The following is a 20,154-nucleotide window of genomic DNA, read 5'->3' as shown; positions in this document are numbered from 1 at the left end:
AAACAGCCCTTGACTGCAACACAAGCGCCCCGAGGGGCGACGTGGCCGTTCGACTGGAGATTGCACGTGGCCGGGCGCATCGAGGATTACGCACTCATCGGAGACATGCAGACCGCCGCCCTGGTCTGCCGGGACGGGACGGCCGACTGGCTGTGCCTGCCCCGCTTCGACTCGCACGCCGTCTTTGCCGGACTGCTGGGGACCGAGGAAAACGGTTTCTGGCGGCTGGGACCCGCGCATGCCCCTTCGGCATGTCCGCCGGTCGCTGACCGGCGCCGCTACCGCGGGGATTCACTGATCCTCGAATCGGAGTGGGACACGCCGCGCGGCACCGTCCGTGTGACGGATTTCATGCCGCCGCGTGACGGCGCCCCCCAGCTGATCCGGATCGTGGAAGGGGTGAGCGGGCGCGTCCCGATGCGCTCCGCACTCCGGATGCGGTTCAGCTACGGGCGGGTGACGCCCTGGGTCCACAAGGTGGACGGGCGCACGGTCGCGGTCGCGGGGCCCGACTCGGTCTGGCTGGACACCTCGGCCGACACCTACGGCGAGGACCTCACGACGTACTCCGACTTCACCGTCGGACCGGGCGACAGGATCGCCTTCACCATCAGCTGGGAGCCCTCGCACAAGGCCCCGCCCGCGCTGCCCGAGCCGGAGAACTCGCTGGTGGCCACCGAGGACTTCTGGCGCGACTGGGTCGAGCAGTGCACGTACCACGGCCCCTACCGCGAGGCCGTGGTCCGCTCGCTGATCACCCTCAAGGCGCTCACCTACGCGCCGACCGGCGGCATCGTCGCCGCGCCGACGACCTCACTGCCCGAGGACATCGGCGGCTCCCGCAACTGGGACTACCGCTACACCTGGCTCCGCGACGCGGCGATCACGCTCTCGTCACTGCTGCGCACCGGCTACCGCGAGGAGGCCCGCGCCTGGCGCGAGTGGCTGCTGCGGGCCGTCGCGGGCGACCCGGAGAACCTGCAGATCATGTACGGGATCGCCGGGGAGCGCGAGCTCGGCGAGGCGGAGCTGGACTGGCTGCCGGGCTACGAGAACTCGGGCCCCGTCCGGGTGGGCAACGGCGCGGCCGGACAGCTCCAGCTCGATGTGTACGGCGAAGTCACCGAGGCCCTGCACCTCGCCCATATGACGGGCCTTGCCCGCAGCGACTACGCGTCCCTGCTCCAGCTCAAGCTGATCCGGTATCTGGAGGACCACTGGGACCAGCCCGACGAGGGCATCTGGGAGGTGCGCGGGCCGCGCCGCCACTTCGTGCACTCCAAGGTGATGGCCTGGGTCGCCGTCGACCGGACCATCAAGCTGATCGAGTCCGGGGACGCCGACGGGCCCATCGAGCGCTGGCGCGAGCTGCGCGACGACATCCACCGCGATGTCTGCGAGCGGGGCTACGACAAGGAACGCAACACCTTCACGCAGTCCTACGGCTCGAAGGAGCTGGACGCGTCCCTGCTGCTCATCCCGCAGATGGGGTTCCTGCCGCCGGACGACAAGCGCGTCATCGGCACCGTCGAGGCCATCCAGCGCGAACTGTCCACACCGGACGGTTTCGTCCTGCGCTACCCGACCACGGGCGGCGCCGCGGGCGTCGACGGGCTGGAGGGCGACGAGGGCGCCTTCCTCGCCTGCTCGTTCTGGCTCGCCGACGACCTGGCGATGATCGGGCGGGTGGACGAGGCGCGCAAGCTCTTCGAGAAGCTGCTCGGGCTCCGCAACGACCTCGGGCTGCTCGCCGAGGAGTGGGATCCCAGGCTCCAGCGCCAGGTGGGCAACTTCCCGCAGGCCTTCAGCCATGTGCCGCTGATCGACACCGCGCTGCGGCTCACGGCCTCGGGTGCCTACGGAGGGTGACCTGCTGTGGGATCCCGGATCCCGTGTCCGTTTCCCACCGGTGATGTCCACCGCGTGGCCAATAGGACAGGGGGATGGGATTCCTGCCCCCCATGAGCAAGTAGTTCCCCTCTTTGTGTACGGGACCGCCCCGGTCAGCGTCTGCGTGCGCGGCCGGGGCAGGACTCCGGCGTTTGGCGGCCAGTGGGGCCGCCTGGGAAATCGCGGGGTCGGTGATCCGACGGGTACGGCGGTGGCCGCGCCGTGTGAGCGGCTGCGTGATCCCCCACGGACTACATGATCTGCGCGGCGTAATTCCCCACCTGGGCCGGGACCGTGACGGGCCGCCCGACTGCTGAGTGTGAGGCTGGTCCGGTCAGTCAAGGGCGCCTTCGGCGGCGCTCCGCGCACTGGTGGGGTGCCGGCATTCGAGAGTTGCAGGATTCGCCCGCAGGACGAGCGGCCCCGCACCCGGCCCGATCACGTCAGCGGTGACAAGGCGTACGGCTCTCGCCGCAACGGGTGTCCCGTCTCGCTGCCGATGAGGGAGGCGACTACAAGAAGGTCATGCCGGTTCGGAACGTCCTCTCATGCCCTCTGACACGCCCCCTGTCCGGGACTTCCCACCGGTCACCGTACAGACCGAGCTTGCTGCGGATCTGGTCGGCGTAGGGCTGATCGAGTTCGGTGAGGATGTCCAGGGCCTGTTGCCAGGCATCGTGGGCTGCATCGGGGCAGTGCGCGGCATGGTGGGCGTCGCCGAAGCGATTGAGGATGTCTGCTTCTAGCGGGCGGTCGCCGAGGCCGCGGCACAGATCAAGGGCGAGTCTGTAGCACGCGACGGCTTGAGTGTGCTGACCCAGGTAGCTGTGGGCGTAGGCAATGCTGTCCCAGGCATGGGCCTGCCGTTCACGGTCGTCGAATTCTTCAAGGACAGGCAGAGCCTGTCGGCAGCAGGTCAAGGCCTGTGCATAGTCGCCAAGGCGCGCGTGCGACCAGCCGATGGCGGTCAGGGTCTGGGCCTGCCCCAGCCGGTGGCCACGGGACTGGTACAAGGCGTGGGCCTGACGGGCAAGTGCACGTGCTTCGGCGATGGCAGGAGGGCTCTGCCATGCCTTCACTCTGGCGAGTTCGATGTACGTATCGGCCTGCCCATCCAGGTTACCGATCCGGCCGAACAGGTCGAGTGCGTGGCGCAGGTGATGCTGGGCGTCCTCATAGTTGCCATGGCGGCGGTGGGCGCGGGCGACGATGTTGTGGGCGATGGCCTTCCCGAGGGGGTCGGCCAGCCGGTCGGCGGCGTCTATGGCGGTGTTGCCGACGGCGGCAAGGTCGTGCCAGTTCCCGCGCCGATCGAGGTAGGTGGCGAGGGCGTGGGCCAGCTGCCAGGTGTGGGCGTGGAAACCGGTGGCGGCGGCGTGGCCTACGGCGCTTAGAAGCACGGCATGTTCGGTGGTGAACCAGGCCAGCGCCCGCTCGTGATCGGCGAAGTGTTCCAGGCAGACCCCCGGTTGCGGCGGGGGCAGGCTCAGCGGGTCCCGGCCCCGTTCCAACAGCAGGGCGGCGTCGTGTGCGGTATGCCCATAGTGATCCAGCATCCGGTGCACTGCGGCGCGGCGCTCCTGGCCAGGGTCAATGGTGTTGGCCTGCTCACTGGCGTAGGCGCGGAGCAGGTCGTGGAGTTCGAAGCGCCCGCTGCGCTTTTGCTGGAGCAGGTGTTCGTCCAGGAGCAGTTCCAGTACCTCGGCGGCCCCGCCGGCGGTGATGCCCGCCAATGCGGCGGCCGCCGCTGCGCTGAAGTCCGGGCCGGGGTGAAGACCGATGAGGCGGAACACCTGCTGTGCCCTGTCCGGGAGTGCCTGGTAGGACGCGTCGAACACAGGGCGTATTGCGCGGCCGCCGGCGCTGATCGCCTCCAGACGCCCGGCCTGCATCCGGTCGGCGAGTTCGGCCAGGCTCCAGGCGGGCCGGGAACGGAGCCGGGCGGCGGTCAGCGCCAGGGCGAGTGGGAGGCGGTCGCAGTACCCGATGACGCGTGCGGCAGCTTCGGGTTCGGCGGCCACACGGTCGTGTCCGGCGATCCGGGTGAGCAGGTCGAGTGCTTCGGTCTGGGTGAAAGTGTCGATCAGGTGCGGGGAGGCACCGTCGAGTCCGGCGAGACTGCGGCGGCTGGTGATCAGGACCAGGCATGTGGGCCCGGCTGGGATGAGGTCGCGGACCTGGTCCTCGGTGGCGGCGTTGTCCAGCAGCACCAAGGCACGGCGATCCCGCATTCGGTCGCGGTACATCGCCGCCCGCTCGTCCCGACTCTCGGGGATCTGCTGCGCGGCTACTCCCAGCTGCCGCAGGAACGCCTCCAACACCGCGGACGGGTCCGCGGGCGGGAGTTCGGGGTCGAAGCCGCGCAGGTTCACATGCAGCTGCACGTCGATGAAGTGCCCGGCGCGTACCAGTTTGTGGGCGGCATGGATCGCTAGCTGGGTCTTGCCGACCCCGGCCATGCCCTCGACCGCGGAGATCACGACCGTGGTCGCACCGCTGCGGTCGTGATGCTGCGTCGCGGCCGCGATCAGGCGCGCGAGTTCCTCACGGCGCCCGGTGAACGTCGCCAGATCCGTGGGTAGTTGACCGAAGACGCCGACTGGGCCGCCGGTCTTGGCCAGCCCGTGGACCTTGATGCATGCCTTGCGCCAGAGATCGACCGCAGGTTCGTCCGCCCCCAGCGCCCGGACGATTCCCACGACCAGGTCCAGGTCCAGGCGACTGCGTCCGGTCTTGAAAGCGTCCACGACCGTGGACAGTGAGACAACCCGTGCCGGTCGCATCAGCGGCCCGACCCTTCTGGCAAGCACCCGGTACGACGGCATCCCCGCCCAGGCCCGCAACTCACCCAGCAAACAGACGAACTCCGCCAGATCCGCCGCCTTGCTCGGATCCGGCATAGCACCCCGCTGCCCACCCACGACGCTCGCTCCCCCGTGAAGCCGTGCTGCTGACAAGGAGAGTCTATAAGCGGGCTGTACGGATTCGTACGGGAATCGTGACTCCACTCCAGTGCCCCGGGCAGCCTGGACCTGCCACTTCGCGCAAGGTCGACCCAAGCGGCAGCACGAAACCAGAGGAACAACCAGATGCTCCGGCAAGGGGTATCAACTACGCGGGGGAAACACACCCATGCTGAAACTCGGAACGGCCCGACGCACCATCGCCATGGCCGCCGCGACCCTGGCCGTCGCAGGCGGCACCATCATCGACGTCGGCGGAGTCGCACACGCCGCCCCCGCCAGCTGCACCATCATCGACATCGGCGCCCCTGGCAACATCTATGTCGGCGGCGAGTACGCCGGCCAGGTGGAGCAGCAGTACGACAGCTGCGGCAGCGCCCGCGCCCACTTCCAGTACTCCTACAGCTACTGGGTCAACCACCGCAACGACCCGCTCCCGAGCAACTGGTCAGCGAACCCCTGCCTCAGGCCGCAAGGGTTCGCCAACCCTCCGTGCAACAACACCGAGACGATCCTCGGCCCGCAGGACGTCACCACCGGCTGGGTTCCGATCCACAACTCCAAGCCCGACACCTGGCAGGCGACGGTCAATATCTCCCTCGCCTGCGGCGAGGGCTACGGCTCGTGGCACGCCTATGCCAGTGGCGCGAACTCGGGCAACAGCGACGCGGGCCCGTGCTGATGGCGTTCAGCGAGATGACTGGAGAGCAGCCCGCGGCCTGTGGGTGAGTTGGCAAGATCGACACAGGCCGTTGACGCACAGACGTCGGGGGGACCACATGAAACTCGCCCTGAAACTGACGGCCGGAGCCATCGCGGCCGGCCTCACCACCGCTGGCCTCGTCGCCGCAACCCCGGCCGGCGCCCCCGTCGAGAACGTCTCGTGCCCCAGCCCAGTGCCGTCCAGCAGCGGCAAGTACATCCGGATGCCGTCAGCCTGCTTTACCTCGGCAACCTCCATGCGCGCGACGGCACTTCTCTTCACTGTGCAGACAGATCCTTCCCAGCTTCCCATGGCCGCGTAGCTTCGAGTTCCGACAGGACCCCTCACAGCAGCGCCCGCCTACAAGAGGAACGAACCATGAGGTTTCGACGGGCTGTCGCCGGCGGCGCAGCCGCTTTGGCACTTGTCACGGGCATCTCCATTGGCGCTGCGGGCGCCGCCTCGGCCGACCAGTCAGGTGGCGGCTGCCGCTATCTGTCCGCGGATGGCCTTCAAGTCAGGACGTGTGTGGATGGAGACGGCGCGGGTGGTTAGGGAGTTTCCTTCTTCACCAGTCCTGCCTACTGGTACGGGGGAGAGACGCCGCCGATCTCCATATAGCGGCGAGCACGCAAGAGAAGTAGCTGCACCCACTCCCTCTGCGAGGCATGGCTTGTCGGACAGTTGTCCGTGCCATGACTTGCCAGAGGGTTGTGAACACGGATCGTTCGTCCCGTCCGAATCGAAAGGGAAGACATGCAGTTCAAGCTGGGGCGCCGAGTCGCCTCCCTCGCCGCAGTGACCGCACTGACCGTCACGGGGCTGGGGCTCGCGTCGGGAAGCGCATCCGCCGCAACCGGATCCGACTCCAACTCTGCGCACGGCGTGGAGATCACTGGCTGGCACACGTTGGACGACAACCCGTGGGTGTCCGCCCGGCTGTGCAACTACCAGAGCTCGGCGAACAGCTTCTATTTCTGGATCAAGGACACGGCGGGCGACAACGTCACCAGCCCGGGGCACATCACTCCCGTCCTCGCGCCCGGCCAGTGCGACTCCATCTCCGGCGAGGACTACGGCAGCACCCCGATCCAGGTCTACGCGAGGTCCGGAAGCTCCTGGACCTTCGGCACCGACCCGATCTCCCTCGGGTGACAGCCGCCCCGGCCCGCGCCCGCTGACCGTCAGGTCCGGGTGTGCTGCCACCGCCGGGCGGCAGCGCACCCGGGCCCCTGGCTGCGTGGTTCGCCGGCCGGGGTGACCCCGGTCCCTTCACCCCGGCCGAACGTGGCAGAAGGTCCGGTCAGGGCAGGTGTCGACGTCCGGCCGCAGCCATGGCGGGACGTCCGCGGCCAGCACGATACGACAGTCCGCGGCCCTCGGCTACGGCATCGAGACCAGCGCACGGCGCAGTCGGGTCACGTCGATCCGTCCCTGGTTGAGGCCGGCGTAGAGGGCGCCGTGCCCGCGGCGGTGTTCCGGCGCGAGCGCCAGGTCGACGAGCGTCCGCACCGGCCCAACCGTGCACAGCAGCGCGCCGCACAACTCGAACCAACGCCTCGAACAACGCCTCGCCCCGCGCGGTCAGACACGCGTACAACTCCGCCCGGAAGCATGACACTTCTCGCTTGACCAGCACGGTCAGCAGGACTGGCTCGGTGGAGTCGCAGCGGTAGTAGGCGAGTTCGCCGGTAGTGCGGCTGCGGCGGATCAGGAGCTGGTGGCTGCCCGGCGTCGGGTCGGCGAGGTCGACGACGGTGCAGTCGTAGAACCGTTGTCCCTTCGCACCGCGCCCGGCCGAGAGATACACCCCAGGAGGCCCGGCACAAGAGATGCTGCATACCGTGCGGGCTGGCCCCCCCCCCGGCCCACTCCGCGATCGCCCAGCAGTTCTTGTGGGGCAAGTCCGACAGCAGGCCCAGTACCAGCCGCCCGGCCCGCAAACAGGGTTCGTATCGGGCGAATCGGCCCGCGATGCGGCCCATGACCGCCGCGAACGTCTCCCGCCACCGGGCCGGATCCACGCTGTGACCTTGGCCGCCATCTCATCGTCAGTCCACACAGCTCACGATGGTCAACGGTGGCCACACTCGTCCACCCACCGGACCCGGCCAGCACCATCACGCTCTACGAGCGTTCGGTGAGCAACTCAGCCAGGCGGTCGGCGAATTCGGTGAGCCAGTCCAGCCGTGGTCCGCTGCGGGCGATACGAAAGCCGTGGCGGCGGCCCCAGAACGCAGCCTGGACGGCATGGAACTGGGCCCACCGCTGGACGCGTTCACGGTCGAGTTCTGCGGCCTCGGCGAAGACGTCCAAGACCCGGTGGACAGCCTTGCGCAGGTCATCCGCTTCGAGGAGCATCAGCGCGCGGGACTTCAGCAGTGTGCCGCCGTCGTAGGCGGGGTCTCCCACGTACCCCTTGGGGTCGACCGCCAGCCACGGCTCCCGGTCGGCACGCAGGATGTTCCGGGGATGAAAGTCGCCATGGATGAGGGTGTCCGGCTGGGCCCGACCCAGCTCCCGAACGGTCGCCACGGCGGCGTCCAGCACCTTGCGCGGCGGCGCCTGCGGCAGCTCCACGGCGTCCTTGCACAGCTGCTCCTCCCAGACATCGGCCTGCTCACGCAGCCGGGGCAGGCCGGGCAGTGCGGGGATGGCCAGGCGGCGATTGAGCCGCCCGGCGACCGTCACCACCTCGTCGCCGTCCTCGACCTCCGCCAGGGTCGACGGCTGAACCCGCTCCAGCAGCATCGCGAACCGCTCGTCGTCGCGCTCATGCAGTAGGACGGCACCGCACCCACCCCACGCAACGAACGCATCCGGCTCGTGAACGTTGCCGGGATGCGGAAACGACACCTTCAGCACGGCGCCCTCCTCAGCCCGCCGCCGTACCGGAACGATGACACCAACGCCCCCGTGCATGACCTCGCCATCCGGCATACACCCCCAGCGCCCCAGCAGCTCCTCCACGATCCCGGGCAACTCGGCGAGCCACACCACCCCGGCCTCCCCCTCGCGGTCGACAGTGCTCTGTGCGAACTCCTCTGGCATCGCGATCACCCCGGCACCCTACGCACCATCCCGCCGCAGCCACCAAGCCCAGCCGGCCCCGCATTACGAAGATCGCGATCTACAGCTGGAGTACTGAGCGGCCCGGGAGCACCCAGGGGTGCAGCCGCCGCCCCGCGGGAGCACCCTGCCGATTTCTTACCTGTTCCGCTTGCTTGGAGTGCACTCCAAAGCCATAGCGTTGAGGGCATGCCTTTATCACTAGGGTCTCGCCGGCCGTCCCGGAAGGCTGTCCAACTTCTATACCGGCTCCCGGCTGAACACGAATAAGCGGGAGCCAGATGATCAATATCCCAGGAGTATCTCTAATGCAAAAACGCAAACTAGTGTTCTGAGTCGGGAATTCTGTTCAGATAGCTGGCGAGGCGTTCGAGGATTTCGTCTGCGGTCTTCGTCCAGACGTAGGGCTTCGGGTCGGTGTTCCAGGCACTGATCCAGTTGCGGATGTCCTTCTCAAGGGCGTGGACGGATTTGTGGACGCCTCGCCGTATCTGCTTGTTGGTGAGTTCGGCGAACCATCGCTCGACGAGGTTGAGCCAGGACGAGCCGGTTGGTGTGAAGTGCAGGTGGAACCGGGGGTGGGCCAGCAGCCACTTCTTGATGGCGGGTGTCTTGTGGGTGGCGTAGTTGTCACAGACGAGGTGGACTTCCAGGTCGCCAGGCACCTCTTTGTCGAGCTTGACTAGGAACTTCTTGAATTCCTCGGCCCGGTGCCTGCGGTGCAGGGAGCTGATCACCTTGCCGGTGGCCACCTCGAGTGCGGCGAACAACGTGGTGGTGCCGGCGCGGACGTAGTCATGGGTCGCCCGCTCGGGAACACCGGGCATCATCGGCAGCACCGGCTGCGACCGATCCAGGGCCTGGATCTGCGACTTCTCATCCACGCAGAACACCAACGCCCGTTCGGGCGGGTCCAAGTAGAGACCGACGACGTCGTGGACCTTGTCGACGAAGTACGGATCGGTTGACAGTTTGAAGGTCTCCGAGCGATGTGGCTGCAGGCCGAACGCCCGCCAGATCCGGGACACCGACGACTGGGACAGACCCATCTCTTTCGCCATCGACCGCGTCGACCAGTGTGTCGCGTTCTTCGGGATGGACTCCAGCGTCCTGGTGACGACCGCGGCGACCTGGTCGTCCGTCACTGTCCTGGGGCCACCCGGACGTGGCATGTCACCCAGACCTGCGATTCGATATTGCACGAATCGGGCCCGCCAGCGGCCCACCGCCTGTGGTGTGGAACCGAGTTGAGTAGCCACGTCCTTGTTGGAGGTGCCTTCGGCGCAGGCCAGGATGATCCGGCACCGCAATGCCCACGCCTGCGGCGTGGAACGACGCCGCACCCACTCCTCAAGTGCGGCCCGTTCCTCATCCGACAGAGTCAACTCGGCCTTCGGCCGCCCCATCCGCGCCATATAACAAGCCTACACATATACGCGGAATTCCTGACTCGGAACACTAGGACAACACCTCGAAGTCTCGGCTCTCGGGCTCGGCTGCATGGGCATGAGTTTCTTCTACGGTCAGCCACAAGACACGGCCGAGATGACGAAGCTGCTGCGGGCGGCCGTTGACCACGGCGTGACTTTCTTCGACACTGCCGAGGTCTACGGACCGTTTACCAATGAGGACTTGGTCGGTCAGGCGCTGGCACCGGTCCGCGACCAGGTGGTGATCGCCACCAAGTTTGGAATCAAGCACGGCGAGCACGGGCCGACCCCGATGTCCGGGGTCGACAGCAGACCCGAGCAGATCCGCCAAGTGACCGAGGCCTCGCTCAAGCGTCTTCAAACCGAAAGCATCGACCTGCTCTACCAACACCGCGTCGACCCCAACGTGCCCATTGAAGACGTGGCCGGCACGGTCAAGGAGCTGATCGCCGAAGGCAAGGTAAAGCACTTTGGCTTGTCCGAGGCCGGTGCCGCGACGATTCGTCGCGCCCACGCCGTTCAGCCAGTAACGGCACTGCAAAGCGAGTACTCGCTCTGGATGCGCGAGCACGAAACCGAAATCATTCCGACCTTGGAAGAACTGGGCATCGGTCTGGTTTCCTATAGCCCGCTCGGCAAAGGATTTTTGACCGGCAAGATCGATTCCAGCACGTCACTGGCCGACAACGACCTCCGCCGCCTGCTTCAGCGCTTCAGCCCTGAAGCACGGCAAACCAACCAGGTGCTGATCGACCTGCTGCAGCAGATTGCCGACGACAAGGGAGCCACTCCGGCCCAGATCGCTCTCGCCTGGGTGCTGGCGCAGAAGCCGTGGTTCGTGCCGATCCCCGGCACCACCAAGCTGCACCGCCTGGAAGAGAACCTGGGCGCACTCGACGTCGAGCTGACAACCGGCGACCTGCATCGGATCGAAGAGGCCGCGGCCAACATCCGGATCCAGGGCGAACGTCTCCCTGAGCAGTTGCAGTCACGGTTCGGCCGCAGAACCCCGCCCGACTTTCTGAGCGTCCGGACCAGGATCCGGGCAAAGTCGGATTTGAGATCGGTCCTCGTCGAAGGTGACGTCGCGGGCCCAAGTGCAGTCGGTTTTCGATGCGCCAGTGGCCTCGTACCCACGTGGCGAGCTGGCGCGCGGTGGCCTGCTCGGCGGTCAGGCTGGTGACCGCGTGGGCGATCTCGGTGGTCCATTTCGTGCTGTCGAGCCGCCGGGTCTTGCGGGTGATCTGGATGGCTTGGCGGGCGCGCGGAAACAGGATCCCGGCGGCGGTGACGACCTTGACACTGTGCCGCTCGATGCGGCCGTGGGCGCGGTCCTCGCTGTTGTCCACGACCGGAGCGTCCTTCCACGGCAGCGCCTTGATCTGCGTGAACAGTGTCGGCTGGTTGCCCTTGACTCAAACCGGCGCAGGTCCATGCCATGCCGGACAGCGACCGTTGACCGAGCCGCTGAGCCGGGGGGGCGGGGCAGCCGTCCGGGTTCGTGACCAGGACGACGCGCCGGGCCGGGAAGCAGGCCTCAGCCCTTGCCGAAGTGCACCGCGGGGAAGGCGCCCGCTGCCCTGAGGGTTCCGGAGAAGCCGCTGGCCAGTTCGGTGAGGCGTGCGGTGGCGGCCCGGCCGAGGTGGTCGTACGGGGCGGCATCGAGGCGGTCGGTGAGCACCTCGGTCTCGCCGCGCAGGGCCGTGCCCGCCTGCGTGAGGTTGCCTGCCTCGTCCAGCAGGCCGCGCTCGCGCAACTGGTTCCGGGCGGTGTCCCATTGCTGCGCGGACCACCCGCGGGTCCGCATGAACAGTGCCGAAGTCGGTGCCGTGCCGGTGGCGTTGTGCAGGACCAGCGCCTCGATGCCGGACAGGCCGGCGATCGCCAGGGCGGCGAGGTGACCGTCACCCCGGTGTTCGCGCAGCAGCGTCGCGGCGTGCCACAGAGCCAGGTGCGGTTCTTCGGGTACGGGGAGGTCGGCGTTGGCGGCGTACAGCGGCCGTGCCTCTCGGCGGCAGGCTTCGGTGGCGTGCAGCGCCAGTTCGGCCGCCTCGGTCATCTTTGTGGACATGAGGGCCTCCTTCCCGAGCAGCCGCTGCAGCGTTCGGTCCGCGCCGCGCAGGCGTGCCGTGAGCACCTTGTCCGGTGTGGTGACGGTCCATGCGGCGGGGATGTACCGCTGCACGTGCTGGTGGTTGAAGTTGTAGAACGTCGCTGTGACGGTGCCCGCGTCGACGGCCCCGAGCGGCGCCGCGCGGCTCGCGAGGTAGACCATGGATCCGCGCTCCAGCCCCAGTGCCGCGAGTTCTTCCTCCGGCTCCGGCGCGAAGTACACGGATGCGTGCAGAGGGCTGACAGCGTTGTGGCAGTGGCGGCTCGTGCTCGCCTCGAAGATGGTCATGCGGTGACTCCGGTCTCGGTGATCAGGTGCGGTCAGGCGGGCGGCGCGCGTCAGGCTGCGTCCGTGGGCTCGTGGTGGGGGCAGTCGGTCAGTCCGGCCGCGGTCTGGGTGAGGTGCTGGGTCAGGACCTCGGCTGCGGTGCCGGCGTCGCGGGCGAGGGCTGCCTCCTCCAGTCGGCGATGTTCCAGGGCGCCGTCCCGGTCGGGGTTGCGGTGCGCCGACCAGCGGCGGGCCAGCTCGCTCGCGGTCCACATCCGGTCGTAGGTCTCCAGCAGGACGAGGTTGCCGCACCCCTCCAGCAAGGTGCGGTGGAAGACCCGGTGGACTTCGGCCCATGTGCTGCTGTAGTGCTCGCCCTCCTCCGGTACGTACGCCGGGGTGCGGGTCAGACGGTGGTGGGCGGCTCGTACGCGGGCTTCCCAGTCGACGTCGCCGCGTTCGATGGACATGCGCAGCATGACCGGTTCGATGGTCCGGCGGGCCTCCGCGATCTCCTGCCAGCGGAGATCGGAGAAGGCCGGGACGGCGAAGCCGCGGTTGGGCAGCCGGTCGGCGAGGCCCTCGCCGACCACCCGCACGAGCGCCTCGCGCACAACGGCCAGGCTCACGCCCTGCTCTTTCGCGAGGTCTTGGGGTTTGAGGGCGTCACCGGGAGCGTGGTCCCCGCGCATGATCGCCTCCCGCAGGTGTGTGTAGACCCGCTCGGAGAGCATCTGCTTCCCCGCCGAGGCTGAGGGGTGGGTCGTCTGGGTCATGCCTACACAATAGACGATCAGGAAGATAATCGATTATCAGCGTTACCGTCGATCTCGATGGTGAGCAGAAGCGCGACCGCATCGTCTCCTGGCACCGCCACGGTGGGACCTCCCTCGGCCGCATCACCACCACCGGCACCGAGCCGGATGAGTGACGGGCGACGGGCGCTCAGGGCTTCGAGATCATCCCGTTGCCCTTGGCGCGTATCCCGGTCACACCCCTACCTGTCCCGGGCAGAACGACACGATGAAGCGACGACCCCGATGGCGCAGTCCCGGGATCACCTCACGAATCCGCGGGGCAACGCGCTTCACGACCCCGGCTCACGGAAACCTGCGCCGACGGCTTCGGGTAGCGTCCGGCCATATGGAGAACCAGGGCGGAATCACAGTGCAGCGGGCGCTTGAGCTGCCGGGACTGCGCGGTGGGCTGCCCGAGGTCGTCGCGGGCGGCGACCGGCTCAGCCGCACGGTCCGGTGGGTGCACGCCGGTGAGGTGCCGAACATCGCCTCGCTGCTCAAGGGCGGCGAGCTGCTGCTCACCACCGGTCTTGGTCTTGGCACCCGCCCCGCCGAGCAGCGGGCGTTCGTCCGCCGGCTCGCCGACCGCGGGATCGCCGCCCTCGTGGTGGAACTGGGCCCGCGCTTCTCGCGGCTGCCGTCGACACTCGTGGAGACCGCGCGGGCGGCCGGGCTGCCGCTGGTCCAGCTGCACCGGGAGGTGCCCTTCGTCTCGGTGACGGAGGAGGTCCATACCGAGATCATCAACGGTCATTACGCCCTGGTGCAGCGCGCCGACGAAGTGCACCGGCGGTGCACACAGGCGCTGCTCGGCGGTGGCGGGGTGCCTCAAGTGCTCTCGATCCTGGCCGAGTTCACGGCCAACCCGGTCTTCCTGGAGACCCCCGACGGACAGCTGCTGTACGCCGCGGGCGAGGGCGAGCCGCTCCAGGTGTGGGAGGGGCTGCGCGGACACCGTCCGGCGGGCGCGGTCCTGGTGGACGTGGCGGGCGGCGGCTCGGGCACCGGTTCGGTACGGGCCAGGCTGGCGCTCCTCCCGGTGTCGGCGCCGCTGGCCCAGGTGCACCGGATGGCCGCCGAGCGGACCGCCGGGATCCTCGCCGTCGTGCTGATGCAGGCCCGGCAGGAGGAGGAGCTGGCAGCGCGCGGGCGCGGTGACTTCCTGACCGACCTGGCCGAGGGGCGGGTCTCCGCCCATGACGCTCCCGCCCAGGCCCGGGTGCTCGGTTTCCGGCCGGGTGAGGGTCCGCTGCTGCCCGTGGTGATGCGGCTGGCGGCCGAGCTGTCGCCGTCGGGCAACTGGGCCGTGCTGGCCCGGGCTGTGCTGGAGGAGCTGAGCTCCGTGGGGGTGCCGGTGCTCCTCGGCGTACGCCCCGTGGAGGGCCGGGTCCCACTGCTCCTCGGTCTGCGTACGGAGTCGGAGCGCACCACCGTGGCCGACCGGGTGGCCGTCGCGCTGCGGGCCGGTGTGGCGCGCGCGGGCCTGGAGCGGGCCGGCGCGCATCCGCCGATCGTCGTGGTGGGGGTGGCGGGCGGCTGGGCCGCGGCATCGGCCGGGCTGCGGCACGCCGCCGAGACGGCGACCGCCGCGCAGGGGCTGCCCGACCGCCCCTGGTACGACGCACGGCGCCTCGACATCGACCTGCTGCTCTGGCGGCTGCGCGACCAGCCGGACCTGGCGGCCTTCGTGGACCGGGCGATCGGCCCGCTGCGCGAGCACGACCGCACGTCGCGGCCCGCGCTGCTGCCCACGCTCCAGACCTATCTGGCACACGCGGGCCGCAAGGCCGAGACGGCACGCGAGCTGCATCTCAACCGCCAGACGCTCTACAACCGGCTGGCGCGGATCGCCGAGCTCCTCGGTACCGACCTGGACGACCCGCAGACGGTGCTCGCCCTGAGCCTGGCGCTGCGGGCCCGCAGGCACACCCCGTAGCAGGGCGCCCCTCGGCGGGAGCGGGCCATCCGCAGGCGGGAGCGGGTCACCCGGCGGCGGGCGCTCAGCGGGCCCCGACGGACTCGGTCAACTCGTCGTAGACGCTGAGCACTTGCGCCACCGTCTCGTCCTCGGTCGGCCAGTCCGCGGCCTGCGCAAGACCCGCAGTGGCGAGTCCTTCCCGGCGTTCGGGATCGGCCAGCAGCGCGGTCACCCGTGCGGCCAGGGCCTCCGGGTCGCCGTACGGGACGAGTTCGGCCGCTTCGCCCACCAGCTCGGGCACCCCGCCGACCGCCGTGGCGACCAGGGGCACCCCCAGCCGCAGTGCCTCCTGCGCCAGCAGGGGCCGCGCCTCCCAACGGCTGGACAGTACGGCGACATCGGCGGACGCGAGCAGCTCCGTCACATCCTCGCGGCTGCCGATGAGCCGGACCGAGAGCGCGTCGGCCGCGATCCGGCTCTGCAGTGCGGCACGCTCCGCGCCCTCGCCCGCGATCACCAGCAGCGGTACCGGGTCGAGGTGCTGCCACAGCCGGGCCGCATCCAGCAGCGTCCCGTAACCGTGGTGTGCGACGAGGCTGCCGACGGTCATCACCAACGGCCGGTCCACCGCGCCCAGTTCCGCGCGGGCCTTGCTCTCGGTACCGCTCGCGGCCACTCGGGGTGCGGGGACAGCGACCGGCGCGAGCCGCGCGTCGCGCGCCCCCCGGCTGCGTGCCCTGTCGACCAGTTCGGACGACGTACCGAGCACAACTGCCGCCGCCCTGGCGGCCCTTCGCTCCATCAACCGCAGCAGACGGCTCCGCGCGCCTTCGGCGTGCGGGCGGGTGTGCCAGGTGACGACGAGCGGCCGCCGCAGTCCGCTGAGCGCGAGCGAGGTCCGTACGGCGGCGTTCAGCCCGTGCGCGTGGACGATGTCGGCCCGCAGACAGGCGGCGCGCAGCGCGGCGACGGACGACGGGTCGCTGCGCCGGGGTACGGGCACGAAGTGCGCGCCCGCCTCGCTGAAGCCGTATGTCCGCTCAAGTTCGGCGGGGGCGCACACCGTGACGTGCACGCCCCGCTCGATCAGGCCCCCGGTGATCGACCGGACATGTGCGCTGCTGCCGGCGCTGCCGCCGCCCAGCACCTGGACGGCGCAGAGAGGTGAACGGCCGTACGGCGGGACCTGGGTGCTGCTCACTGACCGGAGCTCCTGAGTCGGCGTCGGACGGATGTGTGCGCCCCAGGATGCCAGCCCGCGCACGGGTTCCGGCACTCTCCGGGGGACCGAGCCCCTGTACGGTCGCGTCAACACGCTTGAGCTGTCACCCGCATGGGTGAGCTGCGGCTCAACCGGCTGCCGCGCGGCTCACCTTGTCACCGTACGCGGCGGCGGCGACCACCGCTGCCGCGTGCGCGGCGAGTCCGGCCCGCCCGTTGCCCGCGACGATCGCCACGCCGAGGGCGGCACCGAGGGCGTGCGCTCCCGCGTCGCCGAGCATGGTCTGTTCGGCCAGGTCGTCGATGACGACCGCTGCCGCGGCTCCGAGCGGTGCGGCGGCGAGCGCCCCGGCCGGACCGCGCCGCAGCAGACCGGGCGCCGCGAGACCGAGCACCGCGACGGCGGCCCTCCCCGGGCGCATATCCACCAGGTTGACGAAGTGGGCGGTGCCCGCGACGACGACCCCGGCCAGCACCCGGTCGACGGGGCGGTCCTTGAGCAGCGCGCCCGCGGCAAGACCCGCCGCGCCGATGCCCAGGAGCTTCACCGTGCCGCTGGTGATCTCGCCGCGGCTCAGCGCGCCGAGATGGGCGCGGAACCCGCGGCGCGGATCGCCCGCGCCGGTGGTGTCGTCGTAGGCCCCGCAGGCACCGGCGGTGAGCACGGCCAGGGCGGCCGCCCCGCGTGCCCGGGGCGGAAGGGTGCCGACGACCGCGCCGAGCGCCGCGCCGACCGTGGTGGCAGGACCGGCGCAGAGATCGACCGTGCGCCCGGCGTAGTTGGTGCGCTCCCAGCGCGCCGCGCCCCCCGGAAACCGGCGGCGCAGTCCCGTCGCGGCGGCGCGGGTCGCACCGAACGAAGCGAGGAGTGCGGTGGTCCGGGCGCCGTGTCTGGTCATGCGCTCCACCCTAGGCGGCGGCCCGCGGAGGCCCGGGGGCAGCCCCGGCGGGGTCGGCCGGAGGCGCTGAGCGACCGGCCGACCGTCCTGCTGCCCCGCGGTCCGTTCAGCCGTCCGCCCGTGCTGTGGCCAGCAGTTCCTCGGCGTGCGCCCGCGCCGTCTCGGAGTCCTCCTGGCCCGCGAGCATCCGCGACAGCTCCCGTACCCGGTCCTCGCCCTCCAGGACCGTGACACCGCTGCTGGTCACCGAGCCGTCGTTGGTCTTCTCGACCAGCAGCTGCCGGTCGGCGAAGGCGGCCACCTGCGGCAGATGCGTCACGACCACCACCTGCGCGGACCGGGCGAGCCTGGCGAGCCGGCGGCCCACCTCGACGGCGGCCTTGCCGCCGACCCCGGCGTCGACCTCGTCGAAGAGATACGTCGGTACGGGATCGGACCCCGCGAAGACGACCTCGACCGCGAGCATCACCCGGGAGAGCTCACCGCCCGACGCGCCCTTGGAGATGGGCCGGGCGGCCGCACCGGGGTGCGGGGCGAGCAGCAGTTCCACCTCGTCGGCGCCGAGCGGGCCGTAGGCGACGGTCCGCCCGCCGACCTCCACCCCTTCGGGGTCGTCGGTCTGCCGGATGTCGATCGTCACCCGGGCGTGCGGCATGGCGAGCGAGGCGAGTTCGGCGGTGACAGCGCCCGCGAACCGCTCGGCCGCCTCCGTACGCGCGTCGGTGAGCGTCTGCGCGAGACCGGACAGCTCCGAGCGCAGCGCCTCGTGCTCCGCCGTCAGTTCACCGATCCGGTCGTCGTCGCCCTCCAGCTCGGTGAGGCGCGCCGCGCCCTCCTCCGCCCAGGCCAGTACGGCCGCGATGTCCTCGCCGTACTTGCGGGTCAGCTGGGTCAGGGCTGCCCGGCGCTCCTCCACGGCGGCGAGCCGCAGCGGATCGGCGTCGAGGTTGTCCGCGTAACCGGCCAGCTCCCCCGACACGTCGGCGAGCAGAATGCCGATCTCGCCGATCCGTTCGGCGAGCGCGGCCAGCGCCGGGTCGTGGCTGCGTACCGCGTCGAGCGCCCGTCCCGAGCCGGCGACCAGGGTCGTCGCGTCGATGCCCTCGGGGTCCTCCGGGTTGCCGACGAGCGCGGTGTGCGCCGCGGACGCGGCCGACGCGAGCGCTTCGGCGTGCCCGAGACGCTCGGCCTCTGCGGCGAGTTCGGCGTCCTCACCGGGCAGCGGCTCGACCGCGGCGATCTCGTCGAGCCCGAAGCGGAGCAGGTCGGCCTCCTGGGCCCGTTCCCGCGCCCGGGTGGTCAGTTCGTCCAGCTCGGCGGCGACGGCGCGCAGCCGTTTGTAGGCAGCCGCGTACTTGGTGTGCGGGCCGGCCACCGCCTCGCCTGCGTACCGGTCGAGGGCCTGGCGCTGTCTGGCGGGGCGCAGCAGCCCCTGCTGGTCGGTCTGCCCGTGCACGGCGACCAGTTCGTCGGCGATCTCGGCGAGCAGCCCGACCGGTACGGAACGTCCGCCGATGTGCGCCCGTGAGCGCCCTTCGGCCGAGACCGTACGGCTGATGAGCAGCGCGCCCTCGTCGAGTTCGGCGCCCGCCTCCTCGGCCCGTACCGCGGCCGGCGCGCCCGCGGGCAGCGCGATCCGCCCTTCGACCACCGCCGACTTGGCACCGAGCCGCACCAGGGCGGCGTCGGCTCGCCCGCCGAGCAGCAGCCCGAGGCTGGTCACGACCATGGTCTTGCCCGCGCCCGTCTCACCTGTCACCGCGGTGAAACCGGGTGAAAGCTCCACCACAGCGTCGTCGATGACTCCGAGCGACCGTATCCGCATCTCCTCCAACACGCACATGACCATACGAGGTTTCCCGGGTCCCGTGCGACGTGCCCCGGCCGGAGCGGCCGCCGGCCGGGCGTGCGGAGCTCAGTACGGAGCTCAGCGGGAAGGCCGGTGGGAAGCTCAGTGCGGAGCGCCGCGCCAGCCCGCCACGGGCAGTGCGAACTTGGCCACCAGGCGGTCGGTGAACGAAGCGTGGTGCAGCCGCGCCAGCCGTACGGGCACGGCGCCCCTGCGCACCTCGACCCGCGCCCCCGCGGGCAGCCCCACCCAGCGGCGCCCGTCGCACCACAGGACGCCGTGCGGGGTGTGCGGCTGCACCTCGACCGCGAGGACGGAGGCGGGCGAGGTCACCAGGGGCTTGGCGAACAGCGCGTGTGCGCCGATGGGGACCATCAGCAGCGCTTCCACCTCCGGCCAGATCACCGGCCCGCCGGCCGAGAAGGCGTAGGCGGTCGAACCGGTCGGGGTCGCGCAGACGACGCCGTCGCAGCCGAAGCCGGTGACCGGACGGCCGTCGATCTCCAGGACGACCTCCAGCATCCGTTCGGGCTCGGTCTTCTGTACGGCGGCCTCGTTGAGCGCCCAGTCACGGTGCACGATGTCGCCGTTGTTGTGCACGAGGACATCGACGGTCATCCGCTCCTCGACCTCGTACGACCGGGTGACCACCCGGTCGACGACCTTGTCGAGGTCGTCGCGCTCGGCCTCGGCGAGGAAGCCCACCCTGCCGAGGTTGACGCCGAGCATCGGCACCCCGGACGCACGGGCGAACTCGGCACCGCGCAGCAGTGTTCCGTCGCCGCCGAGAACGATCAGCAGCTCGCAGCCGTCCAGGCAGGCGGGTGTCGCCTCGGCGACGAGTTCGACCGATGGCGGCACCGGCAGGTCGGCGGCCTCCGCCGCCAGGACCCGGACGCGCAGGCCGTTCTTCAGCAAGCCCTCCACGACGCGCTCGGCGCTGCGGATGGCGGCGGGCCGCCCGGTGTGCGCGAGCAGGAAGACCGTACGGTCCACGGGGGGCGCCGCCGGTTCCGCCGGCGCTTCCACCGCCGG

Annotated in this window: 14 protein-coding genes and 3 pseudogenes; 6 read left to right on the top strand and 11 right to left on the bottom strand. The window is 70.2% G+C overall.

Going from position 1 to position 20,154, the window contains the following annotated elements; genetic code table 11:
* Window positions 1–66: 66 nt before the first annotated feature.
* Window positions 67–1,869 (top strand): glycoside hydrolase family 15 protein, encoded by a 1,803-nt coding sequence (locus tag OG385_RS26920; protein WP_266858447.1) that lies wholly within the window; start codon window positions 67–69, stop codon window positions 1,867–1,869.
* A gap of 533 nt (window positions 1,870–2,402) precedes the next feature.
* On the opposite strand, the gene OG385_RS26915 is transcribed toward OG385_RS26920, so the two are convergent.
* Window positions 2,403–4,790: a tetratricopeptide repeat protein gene (locus OG385_RS26915; RefSeq protein ID WP_266858445.1), complete on the bottom strand. Its 2,388-nt coding sequence runs from the start codon at window positions 4,788–4,790 to the stop codon at window positions 2,403–2,405.
* A gap of 232 nt (window positions 4,791–5,022) precedes the next feature.
* Here OG385_RS26915 and OG385_RS26910 point away from each other — a divergent pair, with 232 nt between their 5' ends.
* From OG385_RS26910 to OG385_RS26900, 3 genes are all read left to right on the top strand, one after another.
* Window positions 5,023–5,535 carry a hypothetical protein gene (locus OG385_RS26910; protein ID WP_266858444.1) on the top strand — a complete coding sequence of 171 codons (513 nt, stop codon included), beginning with the start codon at window positions 5,023–5,025 and terminating at the stop codon, window positions 5,533–5,535.
* 97 nt (window positions 5,536–5,632) lie between these two features.
* Window positions 5,633–5,878, top strand: coding sequence for a hypothetical protein (locus OG385_RS26905; protein WP_266858442.1), 246 nt, complete (start codon window positions 5,633–5,635; stop codon window positions 5,876–5,878).
* 434 nt (window positions 5,879–6,312) lie between these two features.
* Complete coding sequence (locus OG385_RS26900) at window positions 6,313–6,711, top strand: hypothetical protein (protein WP_266858440.1); 399 nt, start codon at window positions 6,313–6,315, stop codon at window positions 6,709–6,711.
* 129 nt (window positions 6,712–6,840) lie between these two features.
* On the opposite strand, the pseudogene OG385_RS26895 reads toward OG385_RS26900, so the two are convergent.
* The 4 genes and pseudogenes from OG385_RS26895 to OG385_RS26880 all read right to left on the bottom strand — a co-directional run.
* Window positions 6,841–7,201 (bottom strand): annotated as a pseudogene (locus OG385_RS26895) (transposase); the annotation flags it as partial.
* Window positions 7,184–7,541, bottom strand: a pseudogene (locus tag OG385_RS26890) (hypothetical protein); the annotation flags it as partial. The pseudogenes OG385_RS26890 and OG385_RS26895, both read right to left, overlap by 18 nt.
* A 142-nt stretch (window positions 7,542–7,683) precedes the next feature.
* Window positions 7,684–8,616, bottom strand: a complete 933-nt coding sequence (locus OG385_RS26885; protein ID WP_266858438.1) for an aminoglycoside phosphotransferase family protein — start codon at window positions 8,614–8,616, stop codon at window positions 7,684–7,686.
* Window positions 8,617–8,948: 332 nt separating this feature from the next.
* Window positions 8,949–10,031: an IS630 family transposase gene (locus OG385_RS26880; RefSeq protein ID WP_266861187.1), complete on the bottom strand. Its 1,083-nt coding sequence runs from the start codon at window positions 10,029–10,031 to the stop codon at window positions 8,949–8,951.
* A gap of 52 nt (window positions 10,032–10,083) precedes the next feature.
* Here OG385_RS26880 and OG385_RS26875 point away from each other — a divergent pair.
* A pseudogene (locus OG385_RS26875) lies at window positions 10,084–11,058 on the top strand (aldo/keto reductase); the annotation flags it as partial.
* A 534-nt stretch (window positions 11,059–11,592) separates the two neighbouring features.
* Here the strand turns inward: OG385_RS26875 and OG385_RS26870 are convergent.
* Together OG385_RS26870 and OG385_RS26865 are read right to left on the bottom strand one after the other, a co-directional pair.
* Complete coding sequence (locus tag OG385_RS26870) at window positions 11,593–12,456, bottom strand: hypothetical protein (RefSeq protein ID WP_266858437.1); 864 nt, start codon at window positions 12,454–12,456, stop codon at window positions 11,593–11,595.
* 50 nt (window positions 12,457–12,506) lie between these two features.
* Window positions 12,507–13,211, bottom strand: coding sequence for a GntR family transcriptional regulator (locus tag OG385_RS26865; protein ID WP_266858435.1), 705 nt, complete (start codon window positions 13,209–13,211; stop codon window positions 12,507–12,509).
* Window positions 13,212–13,578: 367 nt separating this feature from the next.
* On the opposite strand from OG385_RS26865, the gene OG385_RS26860 reads away from it, so the two are divergent.
* The gene (locus tag OG385_RS26860) at window positions 13,579–15,168 is read left to right on the top strand and encodes a PucR family transcriptional regulator (RefSeq protein WP_266858433.1); all 1,590 of its coding nucleotides are present in this window, start codon (window positions 13,579–13,581) and stop codon (window positions 15,166–15,168) included.
* 64 nt (window positions 15,169–15,232) lie between these two features.
* Here OG385_RS26860 and OG385_RS26855 read toward each other — a convergent pair whose 3' ends face one another.
* From OG385_RS26855 to OG385_RS26840, 4 genes are all read right to left on the bottom strand, one after another.
* Complete coding sequence (locus tag OG385_RS26855; protein WP_266858431.1) at window positions 15,233–16,351, bottom strand: glycosyltransferase family 4 protein; 1,119 nt, start codon at window positions 16,349–16,351, stop codon at window positions 15,233–15,235.
* Window positions 16,352–16,499: 148 nt separating this feature from the next.
* Entirely contained in the window at window positions 16,500–17,270 is a 771-nt protein-coding gene (locus tag OG385_RS26850) for a hypothetical protein (RefSeq protein ID WP_266858429.1), read from the bottom strand.
* Between the two features lie 106 nt (window positions 17,271–17,376).
* Window positions 17,377–19,095 (bottom strand): DNA repair protein RecN, encoded by a 1,719-nt coding sequence (gene recN, locus OG385_RS26845; protein WP_266861185.1) that lies wholly within the window; start codon window positions 19,093–19,095, stop codon window positions 17,377–17,379.
* 126 nt (window positions 19,096–19,221) lie between these two features.
* Window positions 19,222–20,115: an NAD kinase gene (locus OG385_RS26840; RefSeq protein ID WP_266858427.1), complete on the bottom strand. Its 894-nt coding sequence runs from the start codon at window positions 20,113–20,115 to the stop codon at window positions 19,222–19,224.
* Between the last annotated feature and the right edge of the window lie 39 nt (window positions 20,116–20,154).

The sequence above is a fragment of the Streptomyces sp. NBC_01306 genome, assembly GCF_026340465.1.
Classification (GTDB): Bacteria; Actinomycetota; Actinomycetes; order Streptomycetales; family Streptomycetaceae; genus Streptomyces.
The sequence above is the reverse complement of the archived record's forward strand: the minus strand, read 5'-3'. Positions and strand labels throughout refer to the sequence as shown.

Excerpts from the sequence above, each read along its gene's own strand:
- OG385_RS26915 (WP_266858445.1), bottom strand. The coding sequence starts at position 4,790 with ATGCCGGATCCGAGCAAGGCGGCGGATCTGGCGGAGTTCGTCTGTTTG.
- OG385_RS26910 (WP_266858444.1), top strand. The coding sequence starts at position 5,023 with ATGCTGAAACTCGGAACGGCCCGACGCACCATCGCCATGGCCGCCGCG.
- OG385_RS26905 (WP_266858442.1), top strand. The coding sequence starts at position 5,633 with ATGAAACTCGCCCTGAAACTGACGGCCGGAGCCATCGCGGCCGGCCTC.
- OG385_RS26900 (WP_266858440.1), top strand. The coding sequence starts at position 6,313 with ATGCAGTTCAAGCTGGGGCGCCGAGTCGCCTCCCTCGCCGCAGTGACC.
- OG385_RS26880 (WP_266861187.1), bottom strand. The coding sequence starts at position 10,031 with ATGGGGCGGCCGAAGGCCGAGTTGACTCTGTCGGATGAGGAACGGGCC.
- OG385_RS26870 (WP_266858437.1), bottom strand. The coding sequence starts at position 12,456 with ATGACCATCTTCGAGGCGAGCACGAGCCGCCACTGCCACAACGCTGTC.
- OG385_RS26865 (WP_266858435.1), bottom strand. The coding sequence starts at position 13,211 with ATGACCCAGACGACCCACCCCTCAGCCTCGGCGGGGAAGCAGATGCTC.
- OG385_RS26860 (WP_266858433.1), top strand. The coding sequence starts at position 13,579 with ATGGAGAACCAGGGCGGAATCACAGTGCAGCGGGCGCTTGAGCTGCCG.
- OG385_RS26850 (WP_266858429.1), bottom strand. The coding sequence starts at position 17,270 with ATGACCAGACACGGCGCCCGGACCACCGCACTCCTCGCTTCGTTCGGT.
- recN (WP_266861185.1), bottom strand. The coding sequence starts at position 19,095 with ATGCGGATACGGTCGCTCGGAGTCATCGACGACGCTGTGGTGGAGCTT.